The organism is Streptomyces sp. NPDC029159, assembly GCF_055564055.1.
Map to the genome: position 1 here is coordinate 72,241 of NZ_JBVHWT010000003.1, position 25,801 is coordinate 98,041.

Consider the following 25,801-nt stretch of genomic DNA (forward strand, 5'->3'; position numbering starts at 1 on the left):
GCGGATGGGGCGGGCCCGCACGGGGCGGGACGGGGCCGGTGGCGCGGCGCGCACGTACGCCGCAGACCGCGGTCAGGTCACCGTCGAGTTCGCCGGGATGCTGCCGCTGATCCTGCTGGTCCTCGTGCTGCTGTGGCAGTTCGTGCTGGTCGGCTACACCTTCTCGCTCGCCGCGCACGCCGCCGACCGGGGCGCGCGGGCCGCCGTGGCGCTCCGCGACGGCGGCCCCGGCGCCTGCCGCACCGCCGCCACCGGCGAACTCCCCGCCTCCTGGCGCGCCGCCGCGACCACCACCTGCGCCGCCGACGCGGGCCTGTGGCACGCGACCGTACGCCTCAAGGTCCCGGTCCTCTTCCCGGGCGCGGCCGCCTTCCCCTGGACGGTCAGCGGCACCGCCGGAGCCGTCGACGAGGAGGGCCGATGAGCCGCACCAGGTGGCGCGGGCCGCGCCGTACGGGTCCGGGACCCGGCGCGTCCGGCGCCGCCCGCGCCCCTGGCGCACGGCGAGCCCGCCGCCTCCGCGGACCCGCCCGCGACCGCGGTCAGGCGTCCATCGAATTCCTCGGGTTCCTCCCGCTGCTGCTGATCGTCGCGCTCGCCGTCGTCCAGCTCGGTATCGCCGCGTTCGCCGTGCAGCAGGCCGGTACGGGCGCCCGCGCCGCCGCCCGGACCGCCTCGCTCGACCCGCTCGACCGGCAGCGCGACCCGGCCGCCGCCGGGCGCGCCGCGATGACCGGATGGGTCGCCGAGCGTGCCCGGATCGGCGTCGGCGGCGCGGGCGACGCGGTCCGCGCCACCACGACCGTCACCCTGCCCTCCGTCATCCCCGGGGTCTCCCTCGGCACCGTCAGCCGCAGCGCGACGATGCCCCGCCCCGCGGCCGCGCACGCACCGGGCGCCGCCCCGGAAGGAGTCCTCGCGCCATGAGCCTCAAAGGCCGGATCACCGCCCCGGAACCGGAGGGCGAGGCCCGCTCCGACGGACGGCTGGTGCCCGTCTACCGCGCCAAACTCCTCCAGGAGATCGACCTCGCGGAGATGTCCGCGCTGACCGCCGCCGAACGCCGCTCCCGCCTGGAGCGCGTCCTCGGCCACATCATCAGCCGCGAGGGCCCGGTCCTCTCCACCGCCGAACGCGATCTGCTGATCCGCCGTGTCGTGGACGAGGCGCTGGGCCTCGGCGTCCTCGAACCGCTCCTGGAGGACGCCTCCATCACCGAGATCATGGTCAACGGCCCCGACCGGATCTACGTCGAACGCCACGGCCGCGTCGAGCCGGTGCCCGTCCGCTTCGCCTCCCACGAGCAGCTGATGCAGACCATCGAGCGGATCGTCTCCACCGTCAACCGCCGGGTCGACGAGTCGAATCCGATGGTCGACGCCCGGCTGCCGTCCGGCGAACGCGTCAACGTCATCATCCCGCCGCTCGCCCTCAACGGCGCCGTCCTCACCATCCGCCGCTTCCCCCGCGCCTACGCCCTCGCCGAACTCCTCGGCATGGGCACCCTCGACGAACAGACCCTGCTGCTGCTCGCCGCGCTGGTCCGCGCCCGCTTCAACATCGTCGTCTCCGGGGCCACCGGCGCCGGCAAGACCACCCTGCTCAACGCGCTCTCCGGGCTCATCCCGGACGGCGAGCGGATCATCACCGTCGAGGACGCCGCCGAACTCCAGCTCCAGCAGACCCACGTCATCCGCCTGGAGTCCCGCCCGCCCAACGTCGAGGGCAAGGGCCGCATCACCATCCGCGACCTGGTCCGCAACTCCCTGCGGATGCGCCCCGACCGCATCATCGTCGGCGAGGTCCGCGGCGGCGAGACCCTCGACATGCTCCAGGCGATGTCCACCGGCCACGACGGCTCACTCGCCACCGTCCACGCCAACAGCGCCGAGGACGCCCTGATGCGGCTCCAGACCCTCGCCTCGATGTCCGACGTCAAGATCCCCTTCGAGGCGCTGCGCGACCAGATCAACAGCGCCGTCGACTGCCTCGTCCAGCTCGGGCGCGGCGCCGACGGCGCCCGCCGCATCACCGAGGTCGCCCTCCTCGACTCCCGCGGCCACCAGGCGTACCGCCTCGCCACCGTCTGCCGCTTCGAGACCGAACCGATGACCGCCGACCGGCAGGTCCACGGCCGCATCCGCCACTTCCCGCTGCCGCAGCGCACCGCCGACCGCCTGCGGATGGCGGGCGAATCCGTACCGCCCGCCTTCGGCGTCGCCGCCACCGACGATCAGCTCGCCACCCGGGAGGCCCGATGACGCGCGCCCTCGACCCCGCGCTCCTCACCGTCGGCGCCGCCCTGCTCAGCTGCGTCCTCGCGGTCGCCGGGCTCCAGCTCTACGCGTCCGGGCGGGACCGGCGCCGCGCCGTCGTCGACCGGCTCGCCGACGACCGCCGGCTGCCGGTGGCCGGGCGCGGCCGCCGCCTCGCCGCCCTCGACCGCGCGGTCCGCGGCACCCGCTACGGCCGCCGCCTGGAGAAACGGCTCGCCGCCACCGGGCTCGACGTCACCCCGGGCGAGTTCACCGCCTACCTCGCCGGGACGGTCGTCGCCCTCTGGCTGCTCGCGCACGCCGTCCTCGCCGCGTTCTTCGGGCCGATCGCCGCGCTCACCGCCGTCTGGGCCGCGTTCGCCTTCCTCGACTGGCAGCGCCGCAAGCGCACCGAGCGTTTCATCAACCAGCTCCCGGAGCTGTCCCGCATCCTCGCCAACGCCACCCAGGCCGGTCTGGCGCTCCGGACGGCGCTGGGCATGGCCGCCGAGGAGCTGGAGGCACCGGCGGGTCAGGAATTGGCCAAGGTGTCCGACAAACTCGCCGTCGGCCACTCCGTCGAGGAGGCGCTCGACGAGCTCGCCGAACGTCTTCCCTCCCGCGAACTCGTCGTCCTCGTCACCACCCTGGTCCTCGCCAACCGGGCCGGCGGCACCGTCGTCGGCTCGCTGCGCAACCTCACCCGCACTCTGGAGGAGCGCAAGGAGACCCGCCGCGAGGTCCGCACCCAGCTCTCCCAGGTCACCGTCACCGCGTACGTCGTCCCGCTGCTCGGCATCGGCACCCTGCTGCTGATGAACCGCATCGCCCCCGGCGCCATCGACCGGATGACCTCCTCCTTCCTCGGCCAACTCGCCGTCGTCGCCGCCTTCGTCCTCTACGGTCTGGGCTTCTTTCTCATCCGACGGCTCTCCAAGATCGACGTCTAGGGAACGGCAACGCATGGGCACCGGAATCCTGCTGGCGCTGCTCGCCGCGCTGTCCGTCGCGGGCGCCTGCGGCGGCCTCGCGCTCTACCGCCGCGAGGCGAAACTCCCGCCCGACCTCGCCCTCTCCCTGGAGGTCGGCGCCCGCCGCACCACCGCCGTCGGCTCCGCCGTCGACCGTACGGGCATGCGCTACGCGCCGCTGGTGCTGCGGCTGATGGGCCCCGACCGGGTCTCCCGGCTGCGCCGCCGCATCGACCTGGCGGGCAACCCGGGCGGGCTCACCGTCGACCGCTACGCCGCCCGGCGCGCGGTCTACGGAGGGCTCGGGCTCTTCGGCGCGCTGGTGATGTTCCTGCGCGGCCAGCCGCTGCTCGGCGTCCTGATGGTGGCGTTCGCCTGCTTCTGGACCGAGGTCGGCATCCGTGCCGCCATCCGCCAGCGCAAGGACACCATCGAACGGACCCTGCCGGACTTCCTCGACGTCCTCGCCGTCGTCGTCAGTGCGGGGCTCGGTTTCCGCCAGGCCCTCGACCGCGTCGCCGACCGCTACGAAGGGCCCTGGGCGGACGAGCTGCGCATCACGCTGCGCCAGATGGACATGGGCGTCAGCCGCCGTACCGCCTTCGAGGAACTGCGCAAACGCAACGACTCCGAGCAGGTCGCGCAGTTCGTCACCGCCCTCCAGCAGGGCGAGGAGCTGGGCGCGCCGATCGTCGACACGCTCATCCAGATCGCCGACGACATGCGGCGCACCGATGCGCAGAACGCCCGCCGCCGGGCCGCCCGCGCCGTCCCCAAGGCCACCATGGTGGTCACCACCTTCATGGTGCCGGCGACCATGATCCTGCTGATCGCCGGTTTCTTCCTCGGCTCCGGCACCGATTTCGGCTCCCTGATGGGGAAATGAAAGTCGCCGAACTGCCGCCGCCGGATTCACCCGGACGCGCCGCGCGCCGCGCCCCGGTGGCCGGTTCGCCGCTCTGCTCCGGGTTCCCGGCGGAGCGTCGCGTACCGGATGCGGGCGGGCGACCGAAACCGTTCGCGGTCGCCGACGGCTTGCCGCCAACTCCTTCGCAACAGCAACGAGTTGTGTCACAGTGGAGCCGCCATCGGGGTACGGGATGTCCCGCGCGGGGAGCGCAGGGGGATCGGGGGTGAACGGAATGCGAGGTGCACCGCTTCCGCCAAACGCGCCGGTTGGCCGGATTCGTTCGCTCCGGCTCCTCGCCGTGTCCTCCGAACAGGTTGGGGTAGAGATTCCCTGTTCCAGGAGGGCTTTCGCGGCGTACTTTTCTCGTGTCGTGACCGCGGAGCTACGCGCCGACACCACGGGAACAGCCCTACCGGACCAGAGCGGTGCGGGGGCCCTTGGAGGAGAAGACGATGGCGAAGCGGATCGTGAGGCACGACGACCGGGGGCAGACCTCGATCGAGTACCTCGGCATCATCGCGGTGGTCGTGGCGATCGTCCTGGTGCTGTCCACCACGGACTTCGGCAGTCAGATCGCGAACGCCATCGCCGACAAGATCTCCGAAGTCGTCGGCATCTAGCGGGCCGCGCCCCCGCTCCCGCCCCGCCCGGCGCCCCCGCCATGACCGCCCCCGCCGCCCGTCCGCCGCGCGATGCCGGACAGGCGTTCCCGGTCTACATCGTGGCGGTCGCCGGGCTGCTCTTCCTCGCCCTCGCGTTCTTCGCCGTCGGCCAGGCGGCCGCGAGCCGCGGCGGCGCCCAGACCGCCGCCGACGCCGCCGCCCTCGCCGCCGGCCAGAAGTACCGCGACCGGCTGACCGAGGGCCTCCTCGACGCGCTGCGCTCCGGCGCCGACTGGCGCGATCTGCTGGAGGGCCGCGGCGCCGACTCCCGTACCGCCTGCGACAGCGCCGGCTGGTTCGCCGGCCGCAACGGCGCGGACCTCACCGACTGCACCCCCGACTCCTGGCCCACCTCCTTCGCCGTCCAGGTCCGCTCCCGCTCCGCCGTCGGCCACTCCGTCGTGCCCGGTACGGAGTCCGCCCACGCCGAGGCCCGCGCCACCGCCGTCGTCGAACCCCGCTGCCATGCGGATGCGTCCGGCGACACACCCCCGACAACCGGACCGCACACCCCCGCCGGGGGAGTACCCTCCAGCACCCCCGGACCCGGCACCGGCGACGCCGGTGCGGGAAAGGGGAAGCACGGTCCCGACGGCACGGACGACGCCCCCCTCCCCGGGCTCGTCTGCGACGGAAAGGCATGGCACCTGGTCCCCGGCGACCTGCACGACGGCCGCGGACTGCCCGGGGCCACCGACCTGTTCGCCGTCCGGCTCGCCCGATGACCGCGCCGCCGGTCCCGGGCACGGCCGACCGCCCACCGAATCGCTGACGACCGAAGGACTGGCACCCATGAGCATGCGGCGCACGACGAAAGCCGCCCGAGGAGCGGCCGCCACGGCCGCAGCGGTCGGCCTGGCGCTCCTCGTCGCCGGCTGCGGAGGCGGTGACGCCGGGGGAGGAACGACGGACGACCGGGCACCGGCCCGCAACACCGGTCCCGCAACCGCCGAGCCCACCGCCCCCGCCGCCGACGTCGACAAGGCCATCGGCGAGATGAAGGGCCCGGACGGCGTCACCATCACCCTGCACTCCGTCATCCGCGACTCCGGTGGCTTCGTCACCGTCAACGGCACCGTCGTCAACCACGGCACCCACGTCTTCAACGCCATCGACTGGCGCTCCAACGAATCCGAACTCCGCTCCCGCTCCTCCCTCTCCGGCGCCACCCTCGTCGACAAGGCGGGCAAGAAGCGGTACCTCGTCCTGCGCGACACCGACGGCGAATGCCTGTGCACCACGGGCCTGAGCGGGCTGCGGCCCGGCGAGAGCCGCCCGATCTTCGCGCAGTTCCCCGCCCCGCCCGCCAAGGTCACCGAGGTCGACTTCCAGCTCCCGACGATGCCGCCCGCCGACGTACGGATCACGGAGTGACCGCGACCATGCCCGCGACGCACCCGCCCCGCCCCCACCCGACCGGCACCCGCCCCACGGGTACGCACCCGCCGCGCGCCGCCCGCACCGGACGCGCCGTCACCGCCGCCGCCCTGCTGCTGGCCACCGGACTCGCCGCCCCCGCCGCACACGCCGACACCCCGCCCGGACTGACCGAGGACACCACACCGCCGGTCGCCATCGACCCGCGCGACCCCGATCTGCGGATGGTGCAGGGCGCCACGCTGGCCCCGGCGAAGGTCCTCAACATCAAGTCCGTCGTGGAGACCGACGACGGCGCCGAACGCCGCCAGGACACCAACGACAACGTGACGTTCGCGCTCCAGGCGGAGGTCCTGTTCGGCAAGGACAGCGCCGAGCTGACCGGCGACGCCCGCTCCCGTATCTCCGCCATCGCCGCCGAGGTCACCAAACAACACGCCCGGAAATTGCGGGTCTTCGGCTTCACCGACAACCTCGGCTCCGCCGCCCACGGCCTGACCCTCTCCCGGCAACGCGCCGGCGCCGTCCAGCGCGGCCTCGCCCAGGACCTCGGCTCCGGCGTCACCTTCGAGATCCGCGGCTACGGCGAGCAGTACCCGATCGCGGACAACTCCACGGAGGCGGGCCGCAAGAAGAACCGCCGGGTGGAGGTCAGCTTTCCCCGGGAGGAGTGAGAGCGAGGGGGCGGGTCTCTGAGGGGGCGAGTTTTCAGGGAGGGTTCCTGATGGTTCGCGCGCCGCGGCGGCTGAGTCATCGCGACGGCTGAGTTATCAGGAAGGCTTCCTGAAGGTGGTGATGTGACGTGACGCCGTGTGGCGCTGCATCAGAGGAGGCAGCCGACCGTTCACGGATGGTCTTACGTGCCCCGGCTCACTTCCCCCGGTCCACTTCTTCCCCCGTACGGACTGTCAGTTGGACGCCCGCCCGCAGCCCCCACCCGGCCATCGCCCCGGCCGACGCCTCCAGCACGTGACGGGCGCGCGGGCGCGGCATCCCCAGCCGGCCCGGGGCCATGGTGCGCACCGCGAGCACCCGCAACGTCCGGTCGAGGTAGGCGACATCGATCGCGAACCGCATCCCGAAGGTGTGCACCCCGCTCGCCGGTGTCAGCAGCAGTGCGCCCGCCACCCCGTCCCGGCCCAGCAACCCCCGCCTGCGGGCCCGGTAGGACGCGGCGATCTCCACCGCGACCGGCATGTCCGCCCCGTGCACCGTCCCCGTACCGTCCCGCCAACGCGCCATGGCCGCCGTTCTACCAGCCGCCCGCCCCTGCCGGTACGGGCGCCCCGGCCCCACCCGCGTACACACCGCGGACCGCGCCCTCGCACCGCTCCACCCGACCGGCCCCCGCGCTCTATGGTCGTCGGGTGTCCCCGACGCTGATGATCCTCGCCGCCCTCTACGGCGCCGCCGCCGGAGTGCTGCTGCCCCGGCCCGCCCACCGGCTGAGCGTCGAGCCGGACCACGACCGGCGCACCGACTGCCCCCGGGGACACCCCCTCACCGGCCCGGCCCGTGGCTGGCTGGGGACCGCCCGCTGCCGCCCCTGCGGTGCCGCGTACGGGCCGGGGGCAGCCGCCACCGCGGCCGTCACCGCACTGGTCTGCGCGGCGCTGGCCGCCGCCACCGGGCCCCGCCCGGAACTCGCCGCCTGGCTGCTGATGGCGCCCGTCGCGGTGCTCCTCGCCGCCGTGGACCTCCGGGTACGCCGCCTCCCGGACGCCCTGACGGCGACGCTCGCCGTGCTCGCCGCCGCCGGGCTGGGGGGTGCCGCACAGCTCGGCGGCGCGGCCGGGTCCTGGCGCCGCGCGGTCCTCGGCGGGCTGCTGCTCGGCGGCTGCTACCTGCTGCTCTTCGTCGCCAACCCCGGCGGCATCGGCCTCGGCGACGCCAAGCTGGCGGTCGGCCTCGGCACGGCCCTGGGCTGGTACGGCTGGCACACCCTGCTCATCGGCGCCGCCGCGGGCATCGGGCTCGGTGCGCTCCGCGGCTGCTGGCTGCTGCTCGCCGGGCGGCGCCGGGAAGCCATGCCGCTCGGCCCGTATCTGATCGCCGGGGCGCTCTGCGGGCTGCTCCCGGCGGCCGCGGCAGCCGCCTGACGAGGGCCGCGACCGCCTCCCCGACGGCGGCGGTGCGCCCCGGCGCGCGACCGGGGCACACCGGTTCTCCGATGTTGCGCACACCACAGGGCTCATGGGGTTATGGTGGAAGCCCCCCCTCGGGCCGGTCCGTATCCCCCCCCACGGACCGGCCCGCTTTTTGTCCGGGGTTTCCTTCAGGCTCCGTTCCTGAACATTCGGCAGCCCCCGGCGCACGCCAGGAGCACACGGCATACGGGGGCGCACACCGCCTCCCGGACGCCGGACCGGCCCGCAGCCCCGGCCGCCGCTCCTTCCGCCGGGATCAGCTCCGGCGGGCCCAGATGTTCACCCCGTCGGTCGTCTGCGCGAACTCGTCGATCTCCGCCAGCTCCGTCTCCGTCAGCTCCGGAGCGCCCAGCGCCGCGATGTTCGCCTCCAGCTGCGCCACACTGCTCGCCCCGATCAGCGCCGACGTCATCCGCGGATCCCGCAGCACCCAGCCCAGCGCCAGCTGCGCCAGCGACTGCCCCCGGCGGGCGGCGATCTCGTTGAGCCCCCGCAGCCGCCGCACCACGTCCTCGGAGAGCAGCCCCGGGTCGAGCGACTTGCCCAGCGAGGCGCGCGAGCCCTCCGGGACGCCGTGCAGGTACTTGTCGGTGAGCAGCCCCTGCGCGAGCGGCGCGAACGAGATGCAGCCCATGCCCTCGCTCTCCAGGGTGTCCAGCAGCCCGTCGTCCTCGGTCCAGCGGTTGATCATCGAGTACGACGGCTGGTGGATCAGCGCCGGAACGCCCATCCCGCGCAGAATCCGGGCCGCCTCGCGGGTCTGCTCGGAGGTGTACGAGGAGATGCCGGCGTAAAGCGCCTTCCCCTGGCGGACGGCGGACGCGAGGGCGCCCATCGTCTCCTCCAGCGGGGTTTCCGGGTCGAAGCGGTGCGAGTAGAAAATATCGACGTAATCGACCCCCATCCGCTTCAGCGAGGCATCGAGCGAGGAGAGGAGATATTTCCGCGAACCCCATTCCCCATACGGGCCGGGATGCATCCGATATCCCGCTTTGGTCGAGAGAATGATCTCGTCGCGGTAGTGCCGGAAGTCCTGGGCGAAGATCTTCCCGAAGTTCAGCTCGGCGGATCCGGGCGGCGGACCGTAGTTGTTGGCCAGGTCGAAGTGGGTCACACCCAGGTCGAAGGCGCGGCGCAGGATCGCGCGCTGGGAGGCCAAGGTGCGGTCGTCGCCGAAGTTGTGCCAGAGTCCCAGAGAGATGGCCGGAAGTTTCAGGCCGCTGCGTCCGGTGCGCCGGTACTCCATGGAGTCGTAGCGCGAATCCATGGCGCCGTACGGAGAAGAATCAGTCATGGTCAACTCCCTATCACGGCCCTCGCGGACACCTGATGCGGCCATCGACACGCCCGAGACGTAAAGTTATGGCCTTAGGCGACGGGGCGACCGCCAAAAGGGCACGGAGGGGCTGGTCCACACTCATGCTGCGATCTTCGGGGATGCGTATCCCGTATCCGCAGGCACTGCGGAATCTGGTCTACCGGCTGTATGCACGACGGGTCGAGGGACGGCTGGACCACAGCCAGGTGCCCAAGCACATCGGCGTCATCCTCGACGGCAACCGCCGCTGGGCACGGGCCGACGGCCGGACACCCGAGCAGGGCCACCAGGCCGGTGCCGTCAAGATCGGCGAACTGCTGGGCTGGTGCGCCGAGACCGATGTCGAGGTGGTCACACTCTGGCTGCTGTCGACCGACAACCTCGACCGGCCCGAGGTCGAACTGAACCCGCTGCTCGGCATCATCGAGAACACCGTGCGCGATCTCGCCGCCGACGGCCGCTGGCGCGTCCACCACGTCGGCAACCGTGATCTGCTGCCGTCGGACACCCAGCTCGTCCTCAAGAAGGCGGAGGAGGACACCCTCGACAACACCGGCATATTGGTGAACGTCGCCGTCGGGTACGGCGGCCGCCAGGAGATCGCCGACGCGGTCCGCTCGCTCCTCCTCGAACACGCCGACCGCGGCACCTCCTTCGAGGAGCTGGCCGAGACCGTCGACATCGACCTCATCTCCAGCCACCTCTACACCAGCGGCCAGCCCGACCCGGACCTGGTGATCCGCACCAGCGGCGAGCAGCGGCTGTCCGGATTCATGCTCTGGCAGTCGGCGCACTCCGAGTACTACTTCTGCGAGGTCTTCTGGCCCGCCTTCCGGAAGGTCGACTTCCTGCGCGCGCTCCGCGACTACGCGGCCCGCCACCGGCGTTACGGCTGCTAGCCCGCCGCACTCCGCTTCCGGCCCGCTTTTTCCCGTGTGTCCGGGTACGTCCCCGTTGTGGGCGGCCCGGCGCGGCGCCGGCCCCGGGTTCTTCCGCGCCCCGGTCACCCCAGGTGGTGGCCGGGGCGCGGCCGTACCCGGCGCGCGTCACCCAAGGTTCACCGCCTGTGCGCCCGCGCGCCGGGCATGGGCGCACCCCAACGCGGGAATGTTCCTGGCAGGTCGGCGTCCGGAATCAGACACGGGCGCCGTATCTCAGCGGACGGCATGGGGCCGTCCGCCCGGGAGGCCCTTTGCGCATCACGGAGGCCCGTGCGACCCGCACGGACGACGCGGAGGGCCGGTGTTCGGCCCGCGCAGCGCGGCCAGAACCCGGTCCTGTCCCCCGCGACGCCGTCGCACCCCGACCTCATCCGAGGGGGTTCGTCCACCCGTGGTGAACAGCAACAAGCGCCGTGAGAGCGGCCGGCACACCTACGTCCTCGACACCAGCGTCCTGCTGGCCGATCCAGGCGCCATGTCCCGCTTCGACGAGCACGAGGTCGTCCTGCCGGTCGTGGTGGTCACGGAGCTGGAGGCCAAGAGGCACCATCCAGAGCTGGGGTACTTCGCGCGGCAGGCGCTGCGCCTGCTGGACGAGTACCGCGTACGGTTCGGGCGGCTGGACGCGCCCCTGCCCATCGGCGATCTGGGCGGCACCCTCAGAGTCGAACTCAACCACTCCGACCCGGGGATCCTGCCCGCCGCCTTCTGGAACGGCCACAGCCGCGTCGGCGACAACGACGCACGGATCCTCGCCGTCGCCCGCAACCTCCAGGCCGAGGGGTACGACGTCACGGTCGTCTCCAAGGACCTGCCGATGCGGATCAAGGCGTCGTCCGTCGGACTGCTCGCCGAGGAGTACCGCGCCGAACTCGCCGTCACCGACTCCGGCTGGACGGGCATGAGCGAGGTCGCCGTCACCGCCGAGCAGGTCGACGCGCTCTTCGCCGACGAGGTCGCGCACGTGCCGGAGGCCGACGGACTGCCCGTCCACACCGGGCTCGTCCTCCAGTCGGAGCGCGGCAAGGCGCTCGGCCGGGTCACCGAGGACGGCGCGGTGCGGCTGGTGCGCGGCGACCGCGAGGCGTTCGGCATCCACGGCCGCAGCGCCGAACAGCGCATCGCCCTGGACCTCCTGCTGGACCAGGAGGTCGGCATCATCTCCATGGGCGGGCGGGCCGGTACGGGCAAGTCGGCGCTGGCGCTCTGCGCGGGCCTGGAGGCGGTGCTGGAGCGCCGTCAGCACCGCAAGGTGATGGTCTTCCGGCCGCTGTACGCGGTGGGCGGGCAGGAGCTGGGCTATCTGCCGGGCAGCGAGTCCGAGAAGATGAGCCCCTGGGCGCAGGCGGTCTTCGACACGCTCTCCGCGGTGACGAGCAAGGAGGTCATCGAGGAGGTCGTGGAGCGCGGCATGTTGGAGGTGCTGCCGCTGACCCATATCCGCGGCCGGTCGCTGCACGACGCGTTCGTCATCGTCGACGAGGCCCAGTCCCTGGAGCGGAACGTCCTGCTGACGGTGCTCTCCCGGATCGGGGCCAACTCCCGGGTGGTGCTCACGCATGACGTCGCGCAGCGGGACAACCTGCGGGTCGGACGGCACGACGGGGTGGTCGCCGTGGTGGAGAAGCTGAAGGGGCACCCGCTCTTCGCGCACGTCACGCTGACCCGCTCGGAGCGCTCGCCGATCGCCGCGCTGGTGACCGAAATGCTGGAGGACGGCAGCATCTGACCCGGTGTGTACGAGGGGACGCCGCCCGGAGAAGCCAAGGAGCTTAACCGGGCGGCGTTCTGATGCGCGGGAATATCCGGGAATCTCAGGGGGCAAACCGGGTGTGAGCTTTCACACCCGGTGGAGAATTGATTCCCGGTGGCCCCGTCGGGCAGAGTCTGGGTCCTGTCAGGCCCCGCATACGGCACCACCAGCATCCTCAGAGGTGCGGTACCAACCCGAACTTCATAGCGACCGCCGTATGCCGCCCGAGCACCACGCGGCCCCCGAGGGGGACGTACCGGGCCCGTGCCTCCCGTGACCAGCCGACCCCGCCGCTCAACAGGGGGCGGAACAAGGGAAGCCAGCGCCAGGGGCACGATTGCGTCCGCGAGGTCACCTATGCGGGCGATGCTGGAAGGAAATCGTGTGAGCCGGATCTCGGTCCGGGGATTCGCCGTGGCCTCCGCCACCGCGGTCACCACCGTCGGCGCCGTGGTCGGCGTCGCTGCAGGCAACCAGCCGGGCTTGGACAACACCCAGGCCGCGGCAGCCGACGCGACGATCGCCGACCTCCCTGCGGGCCAGCAGGCCCAGGTGCAGACGGCTTCCCTGACGCAGCAGGCGGACGACCAGTCCACCCAGGCCGATGCGGCAGCCCTCAAGTCCGCGCAGGAGTCGGCACGCAAGGCCGCCGCGCAGACCGCGCAGGAGAAGAAGGCCGCCGCCGACGAGGCGAAGGAGGCGAAGGCCAAGGCCGACGCCGAGGAGCGTCAGAAGAAGCTGGAGGTGTCGCGCTCCGCGACCCGTGACGCCAGCGACTTCGTCTCCAAGGGTTCGTACACGGTTGCCGAGACGCAGGCCATCGCACGACAGATGGTCCCGGCCGACCAGTTCCAGTGCTTCAGCAACATCGTGAACCACGAGTCCACCTGGAACTACCAGGCCACCAACGCCTCCTCCGGCGCGTACGGTCTCGTCCAGGCACTCCCCGGCTCCAAGATGGCCTCCGCGGGCGCCGACTGGCAGACCAACCCGGCCACCCAGATCAAGTGGGGGCTGAACTACATGAACAGCCGGTACGGCAGCCCCTGCGGTGCCTGGAGCTTCTGGCAGGCCAACAGCTGGTACTAGGCCGTACCCCGCCGGCCCCCGGCAGTACTGCACGTACACCGAAACCCCCGACCGCGTCAGCGTCGGGGGTTTCGTGCGTCCCGCACAGGTAACGTCGTCCCGTCAGGAGTGGGGGGCGGGAGGGGAAGAGGAACGACATGTCCAGATTGCCTCAATGGGTCGGTGGCCTCGGCGCCGGTCTGACGCGGCTCGCGCAGCGGCTGGAGGAACAGCGCCGCCGGGCCGAAGCCGCGGCGGCGGAGGATGCGGAGGCGCTGCGGCGTGCCGAGGGCTCCGGGTCCTCGGGCGGTACGGAAGCCTCCGGTGCGGCGGGTGCGGAGCCCGAAGTGCCTGCGGCGGGGAAGGAGTCCGCGGCGGCCGAGGAGCCCGTGGCCGCCGCCGGGCCGGAGCCGGTGGTGCCGGTGGCCGCGGCGTCCGGGAGCACTGCGGTGCCGTCCGGTGCGGAGGAGGGCCGGGTGGCCGCGTCCGTGCCCGCGCCGCCCGCGTACGCTCCGGCCGTCGGTGCGCGGCCCGATCCGGCGTCCGCGGTGCCGTGGGGGGTGCGGGTCGCGGCCGAGGCGGGGTGGCGGCTGCTGGTGCTGGCCGGGACGCTCTGGGTGCTGGCCCAGGTCATCACCACCATCGAGCTGGTCGTGCTGGCCTTCGTCGCGGCGCTGTTGATCACCGCGCTGCTCCAGCCGACGGTGGCCTGGCTGCGGCGCCGGGGGCTGCCGCGCGGCTTCGCCACGGCGCTGACGTTCATCGGCGGCTTCGTGATCATGGGACTCGTCGGCTGGTTCGTCGTCTGGCAGGTGCAGGCCAACATCGACTCGGTCTCCGACCGGATCCAGGAGGGCATCACCGAGCTGAAGGGCTGGCTGCTCAAGAGTCCGTTCCATGTGACCGAGGGGCAGATCAACAACATCGCCAAGAACCTTCAGGACGCGGTCGGCGCCAACACCGAGGCGATCACCTCCGCCGGTCTGGAGGGCGTCACCGTCGTCCTGGAGGTGCTCACCGGCATCCTGCTGGCGATGTTCACCACACTCTTCCTGCTCTACGACGGCCGGCGGATCTGGGAGTGGATGCTGAAGCTGGTCCCGTTCGCCGCCCGGGAGGGCGTGGCCGGGGCCGGGCCGCGGGCCTGGCGGACGCTGACCGCGTACGTCCGCGGCACGGTGCTGGTCGCGATGATCGACGCGTTCTTCATCGGGATCGGGCTGTACTTCCTGAAGGTGCCGCTGGCCGTGCCGCTCGCGGTCTTCATCTTCCTGTTCGCCTTCATCCCGCTGATCGGTGCGGTCGTCTCGGGCGCGCTGGCCTGTGTTGTCGCGCTCGTCACCCAAGGCATGTTCACCGCGCTGATGGTGCTCGCGGTGGTGTTGGCGGTGCAGCAGATCGAGGGCCACATCCTGCAGCCGTTCATCCTGGGGCGCGCGGTCCGGGTCCACCCGCTCGCGGTGATCCTCTCGGTGGCGGCGGGCGGGCTGATCGCCGGGATCGGCGGTGCGGTGGTCGCCGTTCCGCTGGTGGCCGTCACCAACACCGTCGTCGGCTACCTCCGTTCGTACTCCCTGGAACAGGCGGTACGGATGGCGCCGCAGCCGCGGGGGGCCACGGCGATCGGGGTGGCGCCGACGCCGCCGGCGCGGCCACCGTCAGGGAAGTGACCGGGCGCTCTGACGCACAGGAAGAAGCCCCGTGAACCGACCGGTTCACGGGGCTTCTTCGCATGCGCGGGTGCGCGGGCGGAATTACTCCGCCAGGGCGGCCTCGGCGTCGAGGGTGGCGCCGACGGCCTGGAGGACGGCGGCGATCTTGACGGCCTCCTGGATCGTCTCGCGGTCCACACCGGCCTTGCGGAGCACCTGCTCGTGCGAGTCGAGGCACATACCGCAGCCGTTGATGGCCGAGACGGCCAGCGACCACAGCTCGAAGTCGACCTTGTCCACGCCCGGGTTGCCGATGACGTTCATCCGCAGACCGGCGCGCATCGTGCCGTACTCCGGGTCCGACAGCAGGTGCCGGGTCCGGTAGAACACGTTGTTCATCGCCATGATGGCGGCGGCGGACTTGGCGGCCTGGTACGCCTCGGGGGAGAGGTTGGCCTTGGCCTCCGGCTCCAGCTCGCGGAGCACCTTCGGCGAGCGCGAGGCGATCGCGCAGGCCAGGACGGTGCCCCACAGCTGCTGCTGCGGGAGGTCGCTGTTGCCGATGACCGAGCCGAGGTTCAGCTTCAGGTCCTTGGCGAAGTCCGGAACTGCGGACTTCAGTTCATCGAGAGCCATGGGGAATCAGCTCACTCGCCCGAGAGGAGCGCGACCGGGTCGAGGGTCTCGTCGCCCTTGGACCAGTTGCAGGGGCACAGCTCGTCGGTCTGCAGGGCGTCGAGGACCCGCAGGACCTCCTTGGGGTTACGGCCGACGGAGCCGGCGGTCACCATCGTGAACTGGATCTCGTTGTTCTGGTCGACGATGAAGACGGCGCGCTGCGCGAAGCCGTCCTCGCCCTCGATGCCCAGGTCGCGCATGAGCTCGTGCTTCGAGTCGGCGAGCATCGGGAAGGGCAGGTCGGTCAGGTCCGGGTGGTCCTTGCGCCAGGCGTGGTGCACGAACTCGGAGTCACCGGAGAAGCCGAGGATCTGGGCGTCACGGTCGGCGAACTCGTCGTTCAGCTTGCCGAAGGCGGCGATCTCGGTGGGGCACACGAAGGTGAAGTCCTTCGGCCACGCGAAGACGATCTTCCACTTGCCTTCGTAGGTCTTGTGGTTGATCTGCTCGAACTCCTTACCGGATTCGAGCGAAACGCAGGCGGTCAGGTCGAACTCGGGGAACTTGTCACCGACAGTGAGCACGCGCTCTCCTTGCAACACCGGAAGTCCCTTTTGGGGCATTCCTTGAGGGTTGGACGGATAACACAGTGCCATACACGGCATTGATCAGGGAAATAGCCAGAGTTGTTGATGTTGATTGGGTGCGGTTATCAGTGCTGTTCGGGTGGTGTGCCAGGTGCCGGTGAGCGGTGTCGGGGCGCCGGAAATCGGTTCACGGGGGCGGGGAGCCGCCGTGGGAAAGCGGAGTCGGTGGGTTCGGGTGGGGGCTCCGTAGACTGGATGGTGTTGATCGGAGGTGGTTATCAGTGGTGTCGCCGGTGAGCGGGGGGCGGGCGCGGCAGCCGAGCCTGGCGCAGCTGCGGGCCTTCGTCGCGGTCGCCGAGCAGCTGCACTTCCGGGAGGCGGCGGCGGAGATCGGGATGAGCCAGCCCGCGCTGTCCGGAGCGGTGTCGGCGCTGGAGGAGACGCTCGGCGTACAGCTGCTGGAGCGGACCACCCGCAAGGTGCTGCTCTCCACCGCCGGGGAGCGCGTCGCGGCACGGGCGCGGACGGTGCTGGCGGCCGTCGGCGACCTGCTGGAGGAGGCGGAGGCGGCCCGGGCGCCGTTCACCGGGACGCTGCGGCTCGGGGTGATCCCCACCGTCGCGCCGTATCTGCTGCCGACGGTCCTGCGGCTGGTCCACGACACCTACCCCGACCTCGACCTCCAGGTCCACGAGGAGCAGACCGCCTCACTGCTGGACGGGCTCGGGCACGGGCGGCTCGACCTGCTGCTGCTCGCGGTGCCGCTCGGCGTCCCGCAGATCACCGAACTCCCGCTGTTCGACGAGGACTTCGTACTGGTCGCGCCGAAGGAACACTGGCTGGGCGGGCGCGGTGACATCCCCCGCGAGGCGCTCAAGGAGCTGGATCTGCTGCTGCTCGACGAGGGGCACTGCCTGCGCGACCAGGCCCTCGACATCTGCCGGGAGGCCGGGCGCGAGGAGGGGGCACCGGTCACGACCAGTGCGGCCGGCCTGTCGACGCTGGTGCAGCTGGTGGCCGGCGGACTCGGGGTGACGCTGCTGCCGCGCACCGCGCTGCGCGTGGAGACCGCCCGCAACGACGAGCTGACCACCGGGTACTTCGCCGATCCGGCGCCCGCCCGGCGGATCGCGCTGGCGATGCGCAGCGGCGCGGCGCGCCAGCGCGAGTTCGAGGAGTTCGCGGCGGCGCTGCGGGTGGCGCTGCGGGGGCTGCCGGTACGGATGGTGGAGCCGGGGGCGGAAGCGGCGTAGGCGGGCCGGGCGCCGGATCTCCGCGCCCGGCGGCGGCGCGACCGGCCCGTCGCCCCTCGTCACTCCGTCCGCTTCACTCCGTCCGCAGCCCCTCCGGGCGCATCATCCGCCACAGCGGCGGCAGGCTCAGCGCCGTCACGAAGAGGATCACGCCGCCGCCGATGCCCGCCATACCGGCCACCACCGGCCAGTCGACCCGCACCTCGGAGTTGATCATCCGCAGCAGCAGGGTGCCCAGCAGCAGACCGCAGCCGACCGCGAGCGCCAGCCCGAGCACGACCGGGACCGCGGTCTGCCACAGGACCGACCAGCCCAGCCCGGAGCGGCGGACACCGAAGGCGTGGAGCGAGGAGAGGACCCGGCGGCGTTCGTGGAGCTGTTCCACCGTCGAGATGATCAGGCCCGCGCCGATCAGCAGCAGGGTGACCGAGGCGGCGGCGAACAGGCCGTTGCGCACGCCGGAGTACGCCCGGTCGTGCGGGTTGTCCACCGCCGATGCCTCGTACAGCGCCGGAGTGACCTGCGCCAACGAGGTGCGGATCTGTTCGACGGCGTCCGGGACGGAGCGGTCGAAGCCGACCCGCAGCGCCATGTCGGCCATGGCCAGACGGCGGACGTCGACGGTGGAGGGGGTGGCGAGGATCTCGTACCGGTGATCGTCCGGCCCGTCGCCCAGGTGCCGGAGCGGGACCTCGCGGGCGTCGGCGGGGACCGTCCACGGGCGCGGGGTCGGGCGGTCGTCCGGGTCGAACGACGGATTGAGGTCGAGGGTGGCGCCCGGGCGCGCCGCCCGGTCGCGGCCCTGCGCCACGAAGACGTCGCCGTCGCGGCAGGAGCCCAGCGCGGCCACCCGGCGCAGTTCGGCGCAGCTGCCGATGGCGAGGTTCAGGAAGCTGTCGCTGGTCGGCAGGGTGTCCAAGGTGGCCGCGATGACGCCGTGGGCGTCGGTCGCGCCCGGCGTACCGCGCACCGCGGCGAGCGCCCGTTCGGTCTGCTGCCAGCTCTCGGCGTGGGTGGTGTAGCCGATCCGGGGCAGGGCGCCGGAGCGCGCGTACGCCTGGGTGAAGCCGTACTGCATACCGGTGAAGAGCATGTGGACGGCGATGGCCCCGGCCACCGCGACGGTGATGCCGCTGACCGCGCGGGTCGCCGAACCGCCGGACAGCTGGAGCCGCCGGATCGCCAGCTGCCAGGGCACCGGACCGCCCTGCAACCGGCTCACCACCGCCTCCACCAGCCACGGCAGCAGCGCGGTGACGCCGAACAGCACCAGCATCGAACCGGCGGCCAGCTTCGTGGTGTTGACGGCGGAGTCGTCCCAGAGCCGCTGCCGGAGCATCGGGAGCAGCAGCGCCGCGCCCAGCGCCGGCGGGATCAGCCGCCACCACAGCCGGCGGCGCGGTGCGGGCCGCCGGTGCACCACACCGAGCGGATCGACCGTCACCCCGCGCTGCGCGAACAGCGTCACCAGGACCGAGACGGCCGGGACGAGGACGGCGATGAGCACGGCGGGCAGGGCGCCGGGCCGGACGTCGGCGGGGAAGACGTTGATGTCCCACAGGGTGAACGCCCCGGCCCACTGCCGGGCGGCGAGGAACAGCGCGGCGCCGCCCGCCAGCCCCAGCACCGAGCCGAACAGCGCCTCCCCGGCGGCGATCCGGCGGGTGGTGGCGATGTCCGAGCCGAGCAGCCGCAGCGCCGCCAGCCGCCGTTGGCGCTGGTCGTGGCCGAACCGCGCGGACGTCCCGATGAAGACCGTCACCGGCGTCAGCAGCGCCACACACGTCATGATCACCAGCAGGGTGGCCTGCGAGGTCAGCGGCCGTGAGGTCCAGCTCTTGCCGAAGTGGTCGATGCGGTACCCGGCGGGCGGGCGCAGCGTCGCGCTGCCCGCGACGTACGTCAGCTCCGCCGGGCCCTTCAGCCCCGCGTCGCCGATGACGCCGATGACCTTGTACGGGAGCCGCTGCCGCAGCAGGGCGCTGTCCGGCTCGGCCAGCAGCTCCTTGAGCGCCGGGGAGACCCGCATCTCGCCCGGTCCGGGCAGCCGGTCCATACCGGGCGGCACCGGCGGGTGGGCGCCGTCGGGCCGGACCAGCCGGCCGCGGATCGGCGCCCCGTGGAAGACGGTGTCGGCGCTCCCGTAGCGCACCGTGGTGTCGCCGCGCGGCGGTTCGTGCAGCTGGCCCAGGTTCTCGCGGGCCTTCTCGCGGCCGTGCCAGGCGTTCATCAGCGTCGGTACGGACGCGCCGATCAGCAGTACGGCGACGCCGAGGGCCACCCCGACCGCGGTCAGCGCCGTACGGGTCCACCCCTCACGGCCGCCGCTCGCGGCGAAACGCATCCCCAGGGCCAGATCGCGGCACCAGCCCCGCGCCCGGGCGGGCACGGGCGGGCCCGGGTCGCTCATCGCAAGCCCGCCAGCAGGTCCTTCACCTTGCCGTCGCGGACGGTGATCTCGCGGTCGGAGTAGGCGGCGACGCGGGTCTCGTGGGTGACGAGGACGACGGCCGCCTGCGTCTCGCGGGCGGCGTCGGTCAGCAGCGTCATCACACGCTCGCCGTTGAGGGAGTCCAGCGCGCCGGTCGGCTCGTCCGCGAAGACGACGCGGGGGCGGGTGGCGAGCGCGCGGGCGACGGCGACGCGCTGGCCCTGGCCACCGGAGACCTCCCCGGGGCGCTGCTTGTGCACGTCCTCGATCTCCAGCCGCGCCAGCCACTCCCGCGCCTGCCGCTCGGCCTCCTTGCGGCGGGCGCCGTTGAGGCGGAGCGGCAGGGCGACGTTCTCCAGGCAGGTGAGTTCGGGGACGAGTTGGCCGAACTGGAAGACGAAGCCGAAGTCGCTGCGGCGCAAGGCGCTGCGCTCGGCGTCGCTCATCGTCGTCAGATCGCGGTCGCCGTAGCGGACGGTGCCGCGGTCCGGCCGGATGATCCCCGCCAGGCAGTGCAGCAGCGTCGACTTGCCGGAGCCGGACGGGCCGAGGACGGCGACGACCTCACCGGGATGGATGGAGAACTCCGCGCCGTCCAGCGCGGGCGTCGCGCCGTACGTCTTGTGCAGGTCGCTCGCGGCGAGCAGCGAACCCTCCGGCGTCATCTGATTCCTCCGTGGATACTCCGCCCTTCAGGGCGGAGAGGAAACGGGCTCCTACGGAGCAGGGCAACGGGCCGGGATTCGCCGCCGGGGCGGATTGCACTGCTCTCACCGGCAGCTTTGGCCTTAAGTAGTAGCGTCGCTAGTTTGTGAGCGTGGCCAACGCTCACGTGAAGCGGGCGTTCAAGTACCGCTTCTATCCGACCGACGCGCAGGCAGCCGAGCTGTCCCGCACGTTCGGATGCGTGCGGAAGGTCTACAACTTGGCGCTCGCCGCCCGCACCGAGGCGTGGGCGCGGCAGGAACGGGTCAACTACCACGCCACCTCCGCCATGCTGACGGCGTGGAAGAAGACCGGGGAACTGGCTTACCTGAACGAGGTTTCCAGTGTTCCGCTCCAGCAGGCGCTGAGGCATCTTCAGGCAGCGTTCACCAGCTTCTTCGCCAGGCGGAGCAAGTACCCGCGCTTCAAGTCGAAGCGGAAATCCCGGAAGTCTGCCGAGTACACCACCTCGGGTTTCCGCTTCCGGGACGGGAAGCTCACGCTGGCGAAGATGTCCGAACCGCTGGACATCCGCTGGTCCTGGCCACTGCCCGAGGGCGTCGGCCCTTCGACGGTGACCGTGTCCCAGGATGCGGCGGGACGCTGGTTCGTTTCGATGCTGTGCGAGGACCCTGGCGTCAAGCCTCTCCCCGCCCTTGGTACGGCCGTCGGTATCGACGTCGGCCTGGATCACCTGCTCACGCTCTCCACCGGGGAGAAGATCGCCAACCCCAGGCATGAGCGTCGTGACCGGGCCCGGCTCGCCAAGGCTCAGCGCAATCTTGCGAAGAAGGCCAAGGGGTCGGCGAACCGGGCCAAGGCCCGGCGCAAGGTCGCCAAGGTCTACGCCCGGATCGCCGACCGGCGCCGTGACCACCTCCATAAGCTGACCACTCGGCTCGTGCGCGAAAACCAAACGCTCGTGATCGAGGATCTGGCCGTGCGCAACATGGTCAGGAACAGGAGCATGGCCCGCGCCATCAGCGACGCGGCATGGGCCGAGTTCCGGAGCATGCTGGAGTACAAGGCGGCCTGGTACGGGCGGCAGGTGATCGCTGTGGACAGGTGGTTCCCCTCGTCCAGACTGTGTTCCACTCCCGGGTGCGGGCACCTCAACAGCGGCATGCCGCTCAGCGTCCGGGAGTGGACGTGTCCGCAGTGCGGCACGACCCATGACCGGGACGTGAACGCAGCGAACAATCTTCTGGCCGCCGGACGGGCGGTTTCGGCCTGCGGAGCTGGTGTAAGACCTCAACGGAGTTCTCCGGGCGGGCAGTCGGCGATGAAACAGGAAGTCTCACGGCGCGAGCCGTAGGAATCTCCCTCCTTCAGGGGGGAGAGCGTCAACCGTGCACCGTCTGGGCCAGCCCGTCGAGCCGGGCCGCGGTCAGCTCCAGCCAGCGCAGGTCCGCCTCCAGGTGGAAGAGCGCATGGTCGCAGATCAGCTGGTCGGCGAGGTCGCCCTGGCGCTTGCGCTCGGTGAGCCCGCGCATCAGCCGCAGGTGCTCGGCCCGCTGGGTGTCGAGGAGTTCGGCGGCGTCGCGGCCGGTCATCAGCGCGAGGACGACCTTGGTGTAGAGCGTCGACTGGAGATAGGGCTCCGGCTTCTCCGGGCGGCTGAGCCACTGCCCGACGTCCGTGACGCCGGCGTCCGTGATCGCGTACCGCTTGCGCTCGGGGCCCGCGCCGGCCTCGACGCCGTCCACCTCGACCAGGCCGTTCTTCAGCAGCCGGGACATCGTCGAGTAGACCTGCCCGTAGTGCAGCGGACGGTCGTGCCCGAAGTGCTCGTCGAAGGCCCGCTTGAGGTCGTAGCCATGGCGGGGACCGGACTCCAGGAGGCCCAGCAGCGTATGACCGATTGACATGGCGACCACCTTACGTCGTGGGTGTATCCGGGGTGTATACGCTCGATTTATACGTACCCGTCGCGGGCACCGGAACGCCCCGCGCGGCCCGGGTGACCGGGCCGCGCGGGGCGTGTCCGTACGGCGGCGGGCTCACTCCGTCCGCAGGCCGTCCGGGCGCATCAGCCGCCACAGCGACGGCAGGCTGAGCAGCGTGACCAACAGGACCAGCAGGCCCCCGGCGAGCGGCAGCGGCCAGATGGCCGACCAGTCGTACGCGGCCTTGCCGGCGTTCCGCAGCAGCCCGGCGCCGAGCCCCAGCCCGGCGGCGACCGCCACGGCGAGCCCCAGCACGATCGGCACCGCGGTCTGCCACAGCACCGACCAGGCGAGGGTGGAGCGGCGGGTGCCGAAGGCGACCAGCACCGACAGCAGCCGCCGCCGCTCGCGCAGTTGCTCCACGGTGGTGACCAGCAATCCGGCGGCGACCAGCGCCATCGTCACGGTCGAGCCGAGCAGCAGTCCGGTGTGCACGCTGGCGTACTGGGCGTCGCTCTCGGTGTCGTGCAGCGTCGAGGCGGACACGTCCGGGCCCAGCCTGGCGGCGGCGTTGCGGACGTGCTCCTCGGCGTCGGGCACCCCCGGATCCGTACGGATCAGGACGTGCGCCCACGGCGCCTGGAGCCGGGCGGTGTCGAGGGCGCCGGGGGTGGCGAGGACGCCGACCGAGAGGGCGCCCGTCGGGTCCTTGCGGGCGGTGACCTCGCGGGTCCGCTCCGGGACGGTCCACAGGCGGGGCGTGCCGTGCGGCTTGCCGGTGTCCCCGTCGGCGTTGAGCTGGACCTGGCCGCCGGGGTGGGCGGTCCGGCGGACCGTCGCGGCGTCGACCGCCGGGCCGCCGCGGACGGCGAGGAAGGTGTCGCCGTCGTGGCAGGGGCCGGTGTCCGCCACCTCGCGCAGCGCGGCGCAGTCGCCGACGATCACCGGGGCGACGGGCGGATACTCCTCGCCCTTGGGCGGCGGGCCGGGGCGGGTCACGGTCGCATGGACCAGCGTGCGGGTGGTGCGGACGCCCTCCGCCGCCGTCAGCCGGTCGGCGGCGCGGCGGAGCGCGGCGCCGGAGGACTCCGGCAGCGACACGGACATCTGGGCGCGGCCGGGGTCCTGCCCGGTGCGGCGGACGAAGTCGCTCTGGAGCGCGGTGACCAGCAGTTGCAGCGCCAGCGCCCCGGCCACCGCGACGCAGATGCCGCTGACCGCGCGGGCCGCGGTGCCGCCGCTCAACTGGAGCCTGCGGACGGCGAGCTGCCAGGCGACCGGCCCGCGGCCGAGCCGGCCCACGACCGCCTCGATCACCCACGGCAGCACCGCGGTGACCCCGCACAGCGTGAGCGCCGCGCCCGCCGCGGCCGGATAGGCGCCGGCGCCGCGGTCCCGCGGGTCGAGGGGGCCGCCCAGCAGCAGGATCGCCGGGCCGCCGATCAGCAGCGGAAGCCGCCACCACAGCCGCCGGCGCCGGACCGTACGGCCACGGACCACGCCGAGCGGTTCGATGGCGACGCCGCGCAGCGTGACGAGGGCGACGGCGAGGGCGGCGACCGGCACGGCCACCGCGATCAGCGCGGCCAGCGCCGGGAGCGGTGTCACGTCGGAGGGGAAGGCGTTGATGTCCCAGAGCGTGAGGGAGCCCGCGTACATCCGGCAGATCAGGAACAGCACGGTGCCCAGCGCCAGTCCGCACAGTGCGCCGAAGAGGGCCTCGCCCGCGGCGATCCGGCGGGTGGTGGCGAGGTCCGCGCCGACCAGCCGGAGCGCGGCCAGCCGCCGGTCGCGGCGGTCGCCGCCGAAGCGGATCGCGGTGGCGATGAAGACGGCCGTCGGCATCAGCAGCACCACGTACGCGATGAAGATCAGCATCAGCAGTGTCGGGCTCATCGGCTGGTCGCCCGAGGCGTCGACGCCGAAGTGGGTCAGCCGGAAGCCGTCCTCCGCCTTCAGGGGGACGTCGCTGGTCAGGTAGTACGCCAGCTCCTTGGGGCCGACGAGTCCGCTGTCGGCGATGGTGCCGGTGATCACGTACGGCAGCCGCTCGCGGAGCAGGGCCCCGTCGGGCGAGGCGAGCAGGGAGCGCAGGGCGGGGGAGACCGCCATCGTGCCGGGGCGCGGGTACGCGGTGACGCCCGGCGGGAGCGGGGCCCCGGGCCCCTCGGGGTGCAGTCGGAGGCCGAAGACCCGCTGGTCGCGGAAGGTGGTGCCGGCGTCGGTGGCGATCACGGTGCGGGCGGAGGCGGGCGGCGGCTCGTCGCCGTTGAGGATCTGCCGGGCCATGGCGCGTTCGTGGCGGCCCTCCATGAGGTGCGGGACCGAGGCGGCGCCGAGCAGCAGCAGAACGCCGAGGCCGACGCCGACGGCGGTCAGCAGCGTACGGGTCCAGCCCTCGCGGCCCCCGGCGGCGGCGAACCGCAGCCCCATGCCGAGGTCGCGCAGCCAGACCGCCGGGCCGTGCGGCGGTGCGGGCGGCCGGTGCGGTGGGTGCGTCATACGGCGGCCACCGTTTCCCTGACCTTGCCGTCGCGGACGACGACCTCGCGGTCGGAGTAGGCGGCGACGCGGGTCTCGTGGGTGACGAGGACGACGGCCGCCCGGGTCTCGCGGGCGGCGTCGGTGAGCAGGCCCATGACACGTTCGCCGTTGAGGGAGTCCAGGGCGCCGGTCGGCTCGTCGGCGAAGAGGACGCGGGGGCGGGTGGCGAGGGCGCGGGCGACGGCGACGCGCTGGCCCTGGCCGCCGGAGACCTCGCCGGGGCGGCGCCCGGCGACGGGGTCCACCTCCAGCCGCGCCAGCCAGTCGCGGGCCTGCGCCTCGGCCGCCTTGCGGGCCGCACCGGCCAGCCGCATCGGCAGGGCGACGTTCTCCAGGCAGGTGAGTTCGGGGACGAGTTGGCCGAACTGGAAGACGAAGCCGAAGTCGCTGCGGCGCAGGGCGCTGTGCTCGGCGTCGCTCATGGCGGTGAGGTCGCGGTCGCCGTAGCGGACGGTGCCGCGGTCCGGCTGGACGATCCCGGCGAGGCAGTGCAGCAGCGTCGATTTCCCGGAGCCGGACGGGCCGAGGACGGCGACGACCTCGCCGGGGTGGAGGGAGAACTCCGCGCCGTCCAGCGCGGGCGTCGCGCCGTACGTCTTGTGCAGGCCACCGGCGTGGAGCAGTGAGCCGGACGGGGTCATGGGCGGGCCTCCGGGGGTGCGGGCAAGGGGCGTCCGTGGAGCATGCGCCGCACTCTACACGAGGTGTATACATCGCGTGTAT

General features: G+C 72.5%; 25 protein-coding genes. 16 read left to right on the forward strand and 9 right to left on the reverse strand.

Translation table 11 applies throughout. The features are described from left to right. Positions 1-4: 4 nt before the first annotated feature. The 9 genes from ACZ4U4_RS07335 to ACZ4U4_RS07375 all read left to right on the forward strand — a co-directional run bounded on the left by ACZ4U4_RS07335 (position 5) and on the right by ACZ4U4_RS07375 (position 6,849). On the forward strand, positions 5-424 hold the full coding sequence (locus ACZ4U4_RS07335; protein ID WP_467869923.1) for a TadE/TadG family type IV pilus assembly protein: 420 nt from the start codon (positions 5-7) through the stop codon (positions 422-424). Further along, on the forward strand, positions 421-927 hold the full coding sequence (locus tag ACZ4U4_RS07340) for a TadE family protein (RefSeq protein ID WP_467869925.1): 507 nt from the start codon (positions 421-423) through the stop codon (positions 925-927). The genes ACZ4U4_RS07335 and ACZ4U4_RS07340 overlap by 4 nt, the downstream gene beginning before the upstream one ends. Beyond that, positions 924-2,261 carry a CpaF family protein gene (locus ACZ4U4_RS07345; RefSeq protein WP_467869927.1) on the forward strand — a complete coding sequence of 446 codons (1,338 nt, stop codon included), beginning with the start codon at positions 924-926 and terminating at the stop codon, positions 2,259-2,261. The genes ACZ4U4_RS07340 and ACZ4U4_RS07345 overlap by 4 nt, the downstream gene beginning before the upstream one ends. Continuing rightward, positions 2,258-3,205: a type II secretion system F family protein gene (locus tag ACZ4U4_RS07350; protein WP_467869929.1), complete on the forward strand. Its 948-nt coding sequence runs from the start codon at positions 2,258-2,260 to the stop codon at positions 3,203-3,205. The genes ACZ4U4_RS07345 and ACZ4U4_RS07350 overlap by 4 nt, the downstream gene beginning before the upstream one ends. Positions 3,206-3,218: 13 nt before the next feature. Then, positions 3,219-4,112, forward strand: a complete 894-nt coding sequence (locus ACZ4U4_RS07355) for a DUF5936 domain-containing protein (protein WP_467869931.1) — start codon at positions 3,219-3,221, stop codon at positions 4,110-4,112. Between the two features lie 476 nt (positions 4,113-4,588). Next, positions 4,589-4,756 (forward strand): hypothetical protein, encoded by a 168-nt coding sequence (locus ACZ4U4_RS07360; RefSeq protein WP_467869933.1) that lies wholly within the window; start codon positions 4,589-4,591, stop codon positions 4,754-4,756. A gap of 41 nt (positions 4,757-4,797) precedes the next feature. Beyond that, positions 4,798-5,523, forward strand: a complete 726-nt coding sequence (locus tag ACZ4U4_RS07365; RefSeq protein WP_467869935.1) for a pilus assembly protein TadG-related protein — start codon at positions 4,798-4,800, stop codon at positions 5,521-5,523. Positions 5,524-5,590: 67 nt separating this feature from the next. After that, on the forward strand, positions 5,591-6,172 hold the full coding sequence (locus ACZ4U4_RS07370) for a hypothetical protein (protein ID WP_467869937.1): 582 nt from the start codon (positions 5,591-5,593) through the stop codon (positions 6,170-6,172). 8 nt (positions 6,173-6,180) lie between these two features. Continuing rightward, the gene (locus ACZ4U4_RS07375; RefSeq protein WP_467869939.1) at positions 6,181-6,849 is read left to right on the forward strand and encodes an OmpA family protein; all 669 of its coding nucleotides are present in this window, start codon (positions 6,181-6,183) and stop codon (positions 6,847-6,849) included. 196 nt (positions 6,850-7,045) lie between these two features. On the opposite strand, the gene ACZ4U4_RS07380 is transcribed toward ACZ4U4_RS07375, so the two are convergent. After that, entirely contained in the window at positions 7,046-7,417 is a 372-nt protein-coding gene (locus ACZ4U4_RS07380) for a DUF192 domain-containing protein (protein ID WP_467869941.1), read from the reverse strand. A 140-nt stretch (positions 7,418-7,557) separates the two neighbouring features. Here ACZ4U4_RS07380 and ACZ4U4_RS07385 point away from each other — a divergent pair, with 140 nt between their 5' ends. Beyond that, positions 7,558-8,274 (forward strand): prepilin peptidase, encoded by a 717-nt coding sequence (locus ACZ4U4_RS07385; protein ID WP_467870898.1) that lies wholly within the window; start codon positions 7,558-7,560, stop codon positions 8,272-8,274. Positions 8,275-8,578: 304 nt separating this feature from the next. Here ACZ4U4_RS07385 and mgrA read toward each other — a convergent pair whose 3' ends face one another. Continuing rightward, on the reverse strand, positions 8,579-9,616 hold the full coding sequence (gene mgrA, locus ACZ4U4_RS07390) for an L-glyceraldehyde 3-phosphate reductase (protein WP_467869943.1): 1,038 nt from the start codon (positions 9,614-9,616) through the stop codon (positions 8,579-8,581). Positions 9,617-9,759: 143 nt separating this feature from the next. Between mgrA and ACZ4U4_RS07395 the strand changes: the two genes are divergently transcribed. The 4 genes from ACZ4U4_RS07395 (at position 9,760) to ACZ4U4_RS07410 (ending at position 15,072) form a co-directional block, all read left to right on the forward strand. Continuing rightward, a complete protein-coding gene (locus ACZ4U4_RS07395) occupies positions 9,760-10,539 on the forward strand; it encodes an isoprenyl transferase (protein ID WP_467869945.1) in 780 nt (259 codons plus the stop codon). 433 nt (positions 10,540-10,972) lie between these two features. Beyond that, a complete protein-coding gene (locus ACZ4U4_RS07400; protein WP_467869947.1) occupies positions 10,973-12,310 on the forward strand; it encodes a PhoH family protein in 1,338 nt (445 codons plus the stop codon). Between the two features lie 408 nt (positions 12,311-12,718). After that, positions 12,719-13,423, forward strand: coding sequence for an aggregation-promoting factor C-terminal-like domain-containing protein (locus ACZ4U4_RS07405; protein ID WP_467869949.1), 705 nt, complete (start codon positions 12,719-12,721; stop codon positions 13,421-13,423). Positions 13,424-13,560: 137 nt separating this feature from the next. Continuing rightward, the gene (locus ACZ4U4_RS07410) at positions 13,561-15,072 is read left to right on the forward strand and encodes an AI-2E family transporter (protein ID WP_467869951.1); all 1,512 of its coding nucleotides are present in this window, start codon (positions 13,561-13,563) and stop codon (positions 15,070-15,072) included. An 84-nt stretch (positions 15,073-15,156) separates the two neighbouring features. Here the strand turns inward: ACZ4U4_RS07410 and ACZ4U4_RS07415 are convergent, their stop codons facing one another. Both ACZ4U4_RS07415 and ACZ4U4_RS07420 read right to left on the reverse strand, forming a co-directional pair. Next, the gene (locus tag ACZ4U4_RS07415; protein ID WP_030287967.1) at positions 15,157-15,690 is read right to left on the reverse strand and encodes an alkyl hydroperoxide reductase; all 534 of its coding nucleotides are present in this window, start codon (positions 15,688-15,690) and stop codon (positions 15,157-15,159) included. An 11-nt stretch (positions 15,691-15,701) separates the two neighbouring features. After that, positions 15,702-16,256 (reverse strand): peroxiredoxin, encoded by a 555-nt coding sequence (locus ACZ4U4_RS07420; RefSeq protein ID WP_030287969.1) that lies wholly within the window; start codon positions 16,254-16,256, stop codon positions 15,702-15,704. A gap of 284 nt (positions 16,257-16,540) precedes the next feature. On the opposite strand from ACZ4U4_RS07420, the gene ACZ4U4_RS07425 reads away from it, so the two are divergent. Beyond that, positions 16,541-17,512, forward strand: coding sequence for a hydrogen peroxide-inducible genes activator (locus ACZ4U4_RS07425; protein WP_467869954.1), 972 nt, complete (start codon positions 16,541-16,543; stop codon positions 17,510-17,512). Between the two features lie 73 nt (positions 17,513-17,585). Here ACZ4U4_RS07425 and ACZ4U4_RS07430 read toward each other — a convergent pair whose 3' ends face one another. Further along, positions 17,586-19,922 carry an ABC transporter permease gene (locus tag ACZ4U4_RS07430; RefSeq protein WP_467869956.1) on the reverse strand — a complete coding sequence of 779 codons (2,337 nt, stop codon included), beginning with the start codon at positions 19,920-19,922 and terminating at the stop codon, positions 17,586-17,588. After that, positions 19,919-20,608, reverse strand: a complete 690-nt coding sequence (locus ACZ4U4_RS07435; RefSeq protein WP_467869958.1) for an ABC transporter ATP-binding protein — start codon at positions 20,606-20,608, stop codon at positions 19,919-19,921. The genes ACZ4U4_RS07430 and ACZ4U4_RS07435 overlap by 4 nt, the downstream gene beginning before the upstream one ends. A gap of 152 nt (positions 20,609-20,760) precedes the next feature. Here ACZ4U4_RS07435 and ACZ4U4_RS07440 point away from each other — a divergent pair, with 152 nt between their 5' ends. Beyond that, positions 20,761-21,963 (forward strand): RNA-guided endonuclease InsQ/TnpB family protein, encoded by a 1,203-nt coding sequence (locus ACZ4U4_RS07440; RefSeq protein ID WP_467869960.1) that lies wholly within the window; start codon positions 20,761-20,763, stop codon positions 21,961-21,963. Between the two features lie 28 nt (positions 21,964-21,991). On the opposite strand, the gene ACZ4U4_RS07445 is transcribed toward ACZ4U4_RS07440, so the two are convergent. The 3 genes from ACZ4U4_RS07445 to ACZ4U4_RS07455 form a co-directional block, all read right to left on the reverse strand. Beyond that, positions 21,992-22,516, reverse strand: a complete 525-nt coding sequence (locus ACZ4U4_RS07445) for a PadR family transcriptional regulator (RefSeq protein WP_030287975.1) — start codon at positions 22,514-22,516, stop codon at positions 21,992-21,994. A gap of 132 nt (positions 22,517-22,648) precedes the next feature. Then, positions 22,649-25,036, reverse strand: coding sequence for an ABC transporter permease (locus tag ACZ4U4_RS07450; RefSeq protein ID WP_467869963.1), 2,388 nt, complete (start codon positions 25,034-25,036; stop codon positions 22,649-22,651). After that, positions 25,033-25,719 (reverse strand): ABC transporter ATP-binding protein, encoded by a 687-nt coding sequence (locus ACZ4U4_RS07455; RefSeq protein WP_467869965.1) that lies wholly within the window; start codon positions 25,717-25,719, stop codon positions 25,033-25,035. Before ACZ4U4_RS07455 ends, ACZ4U4_RS07450 begins: the two co-directional genes overlap by 4 nt. Positions 25,720-25,801 lie beyond the last annotated feature (82 nt).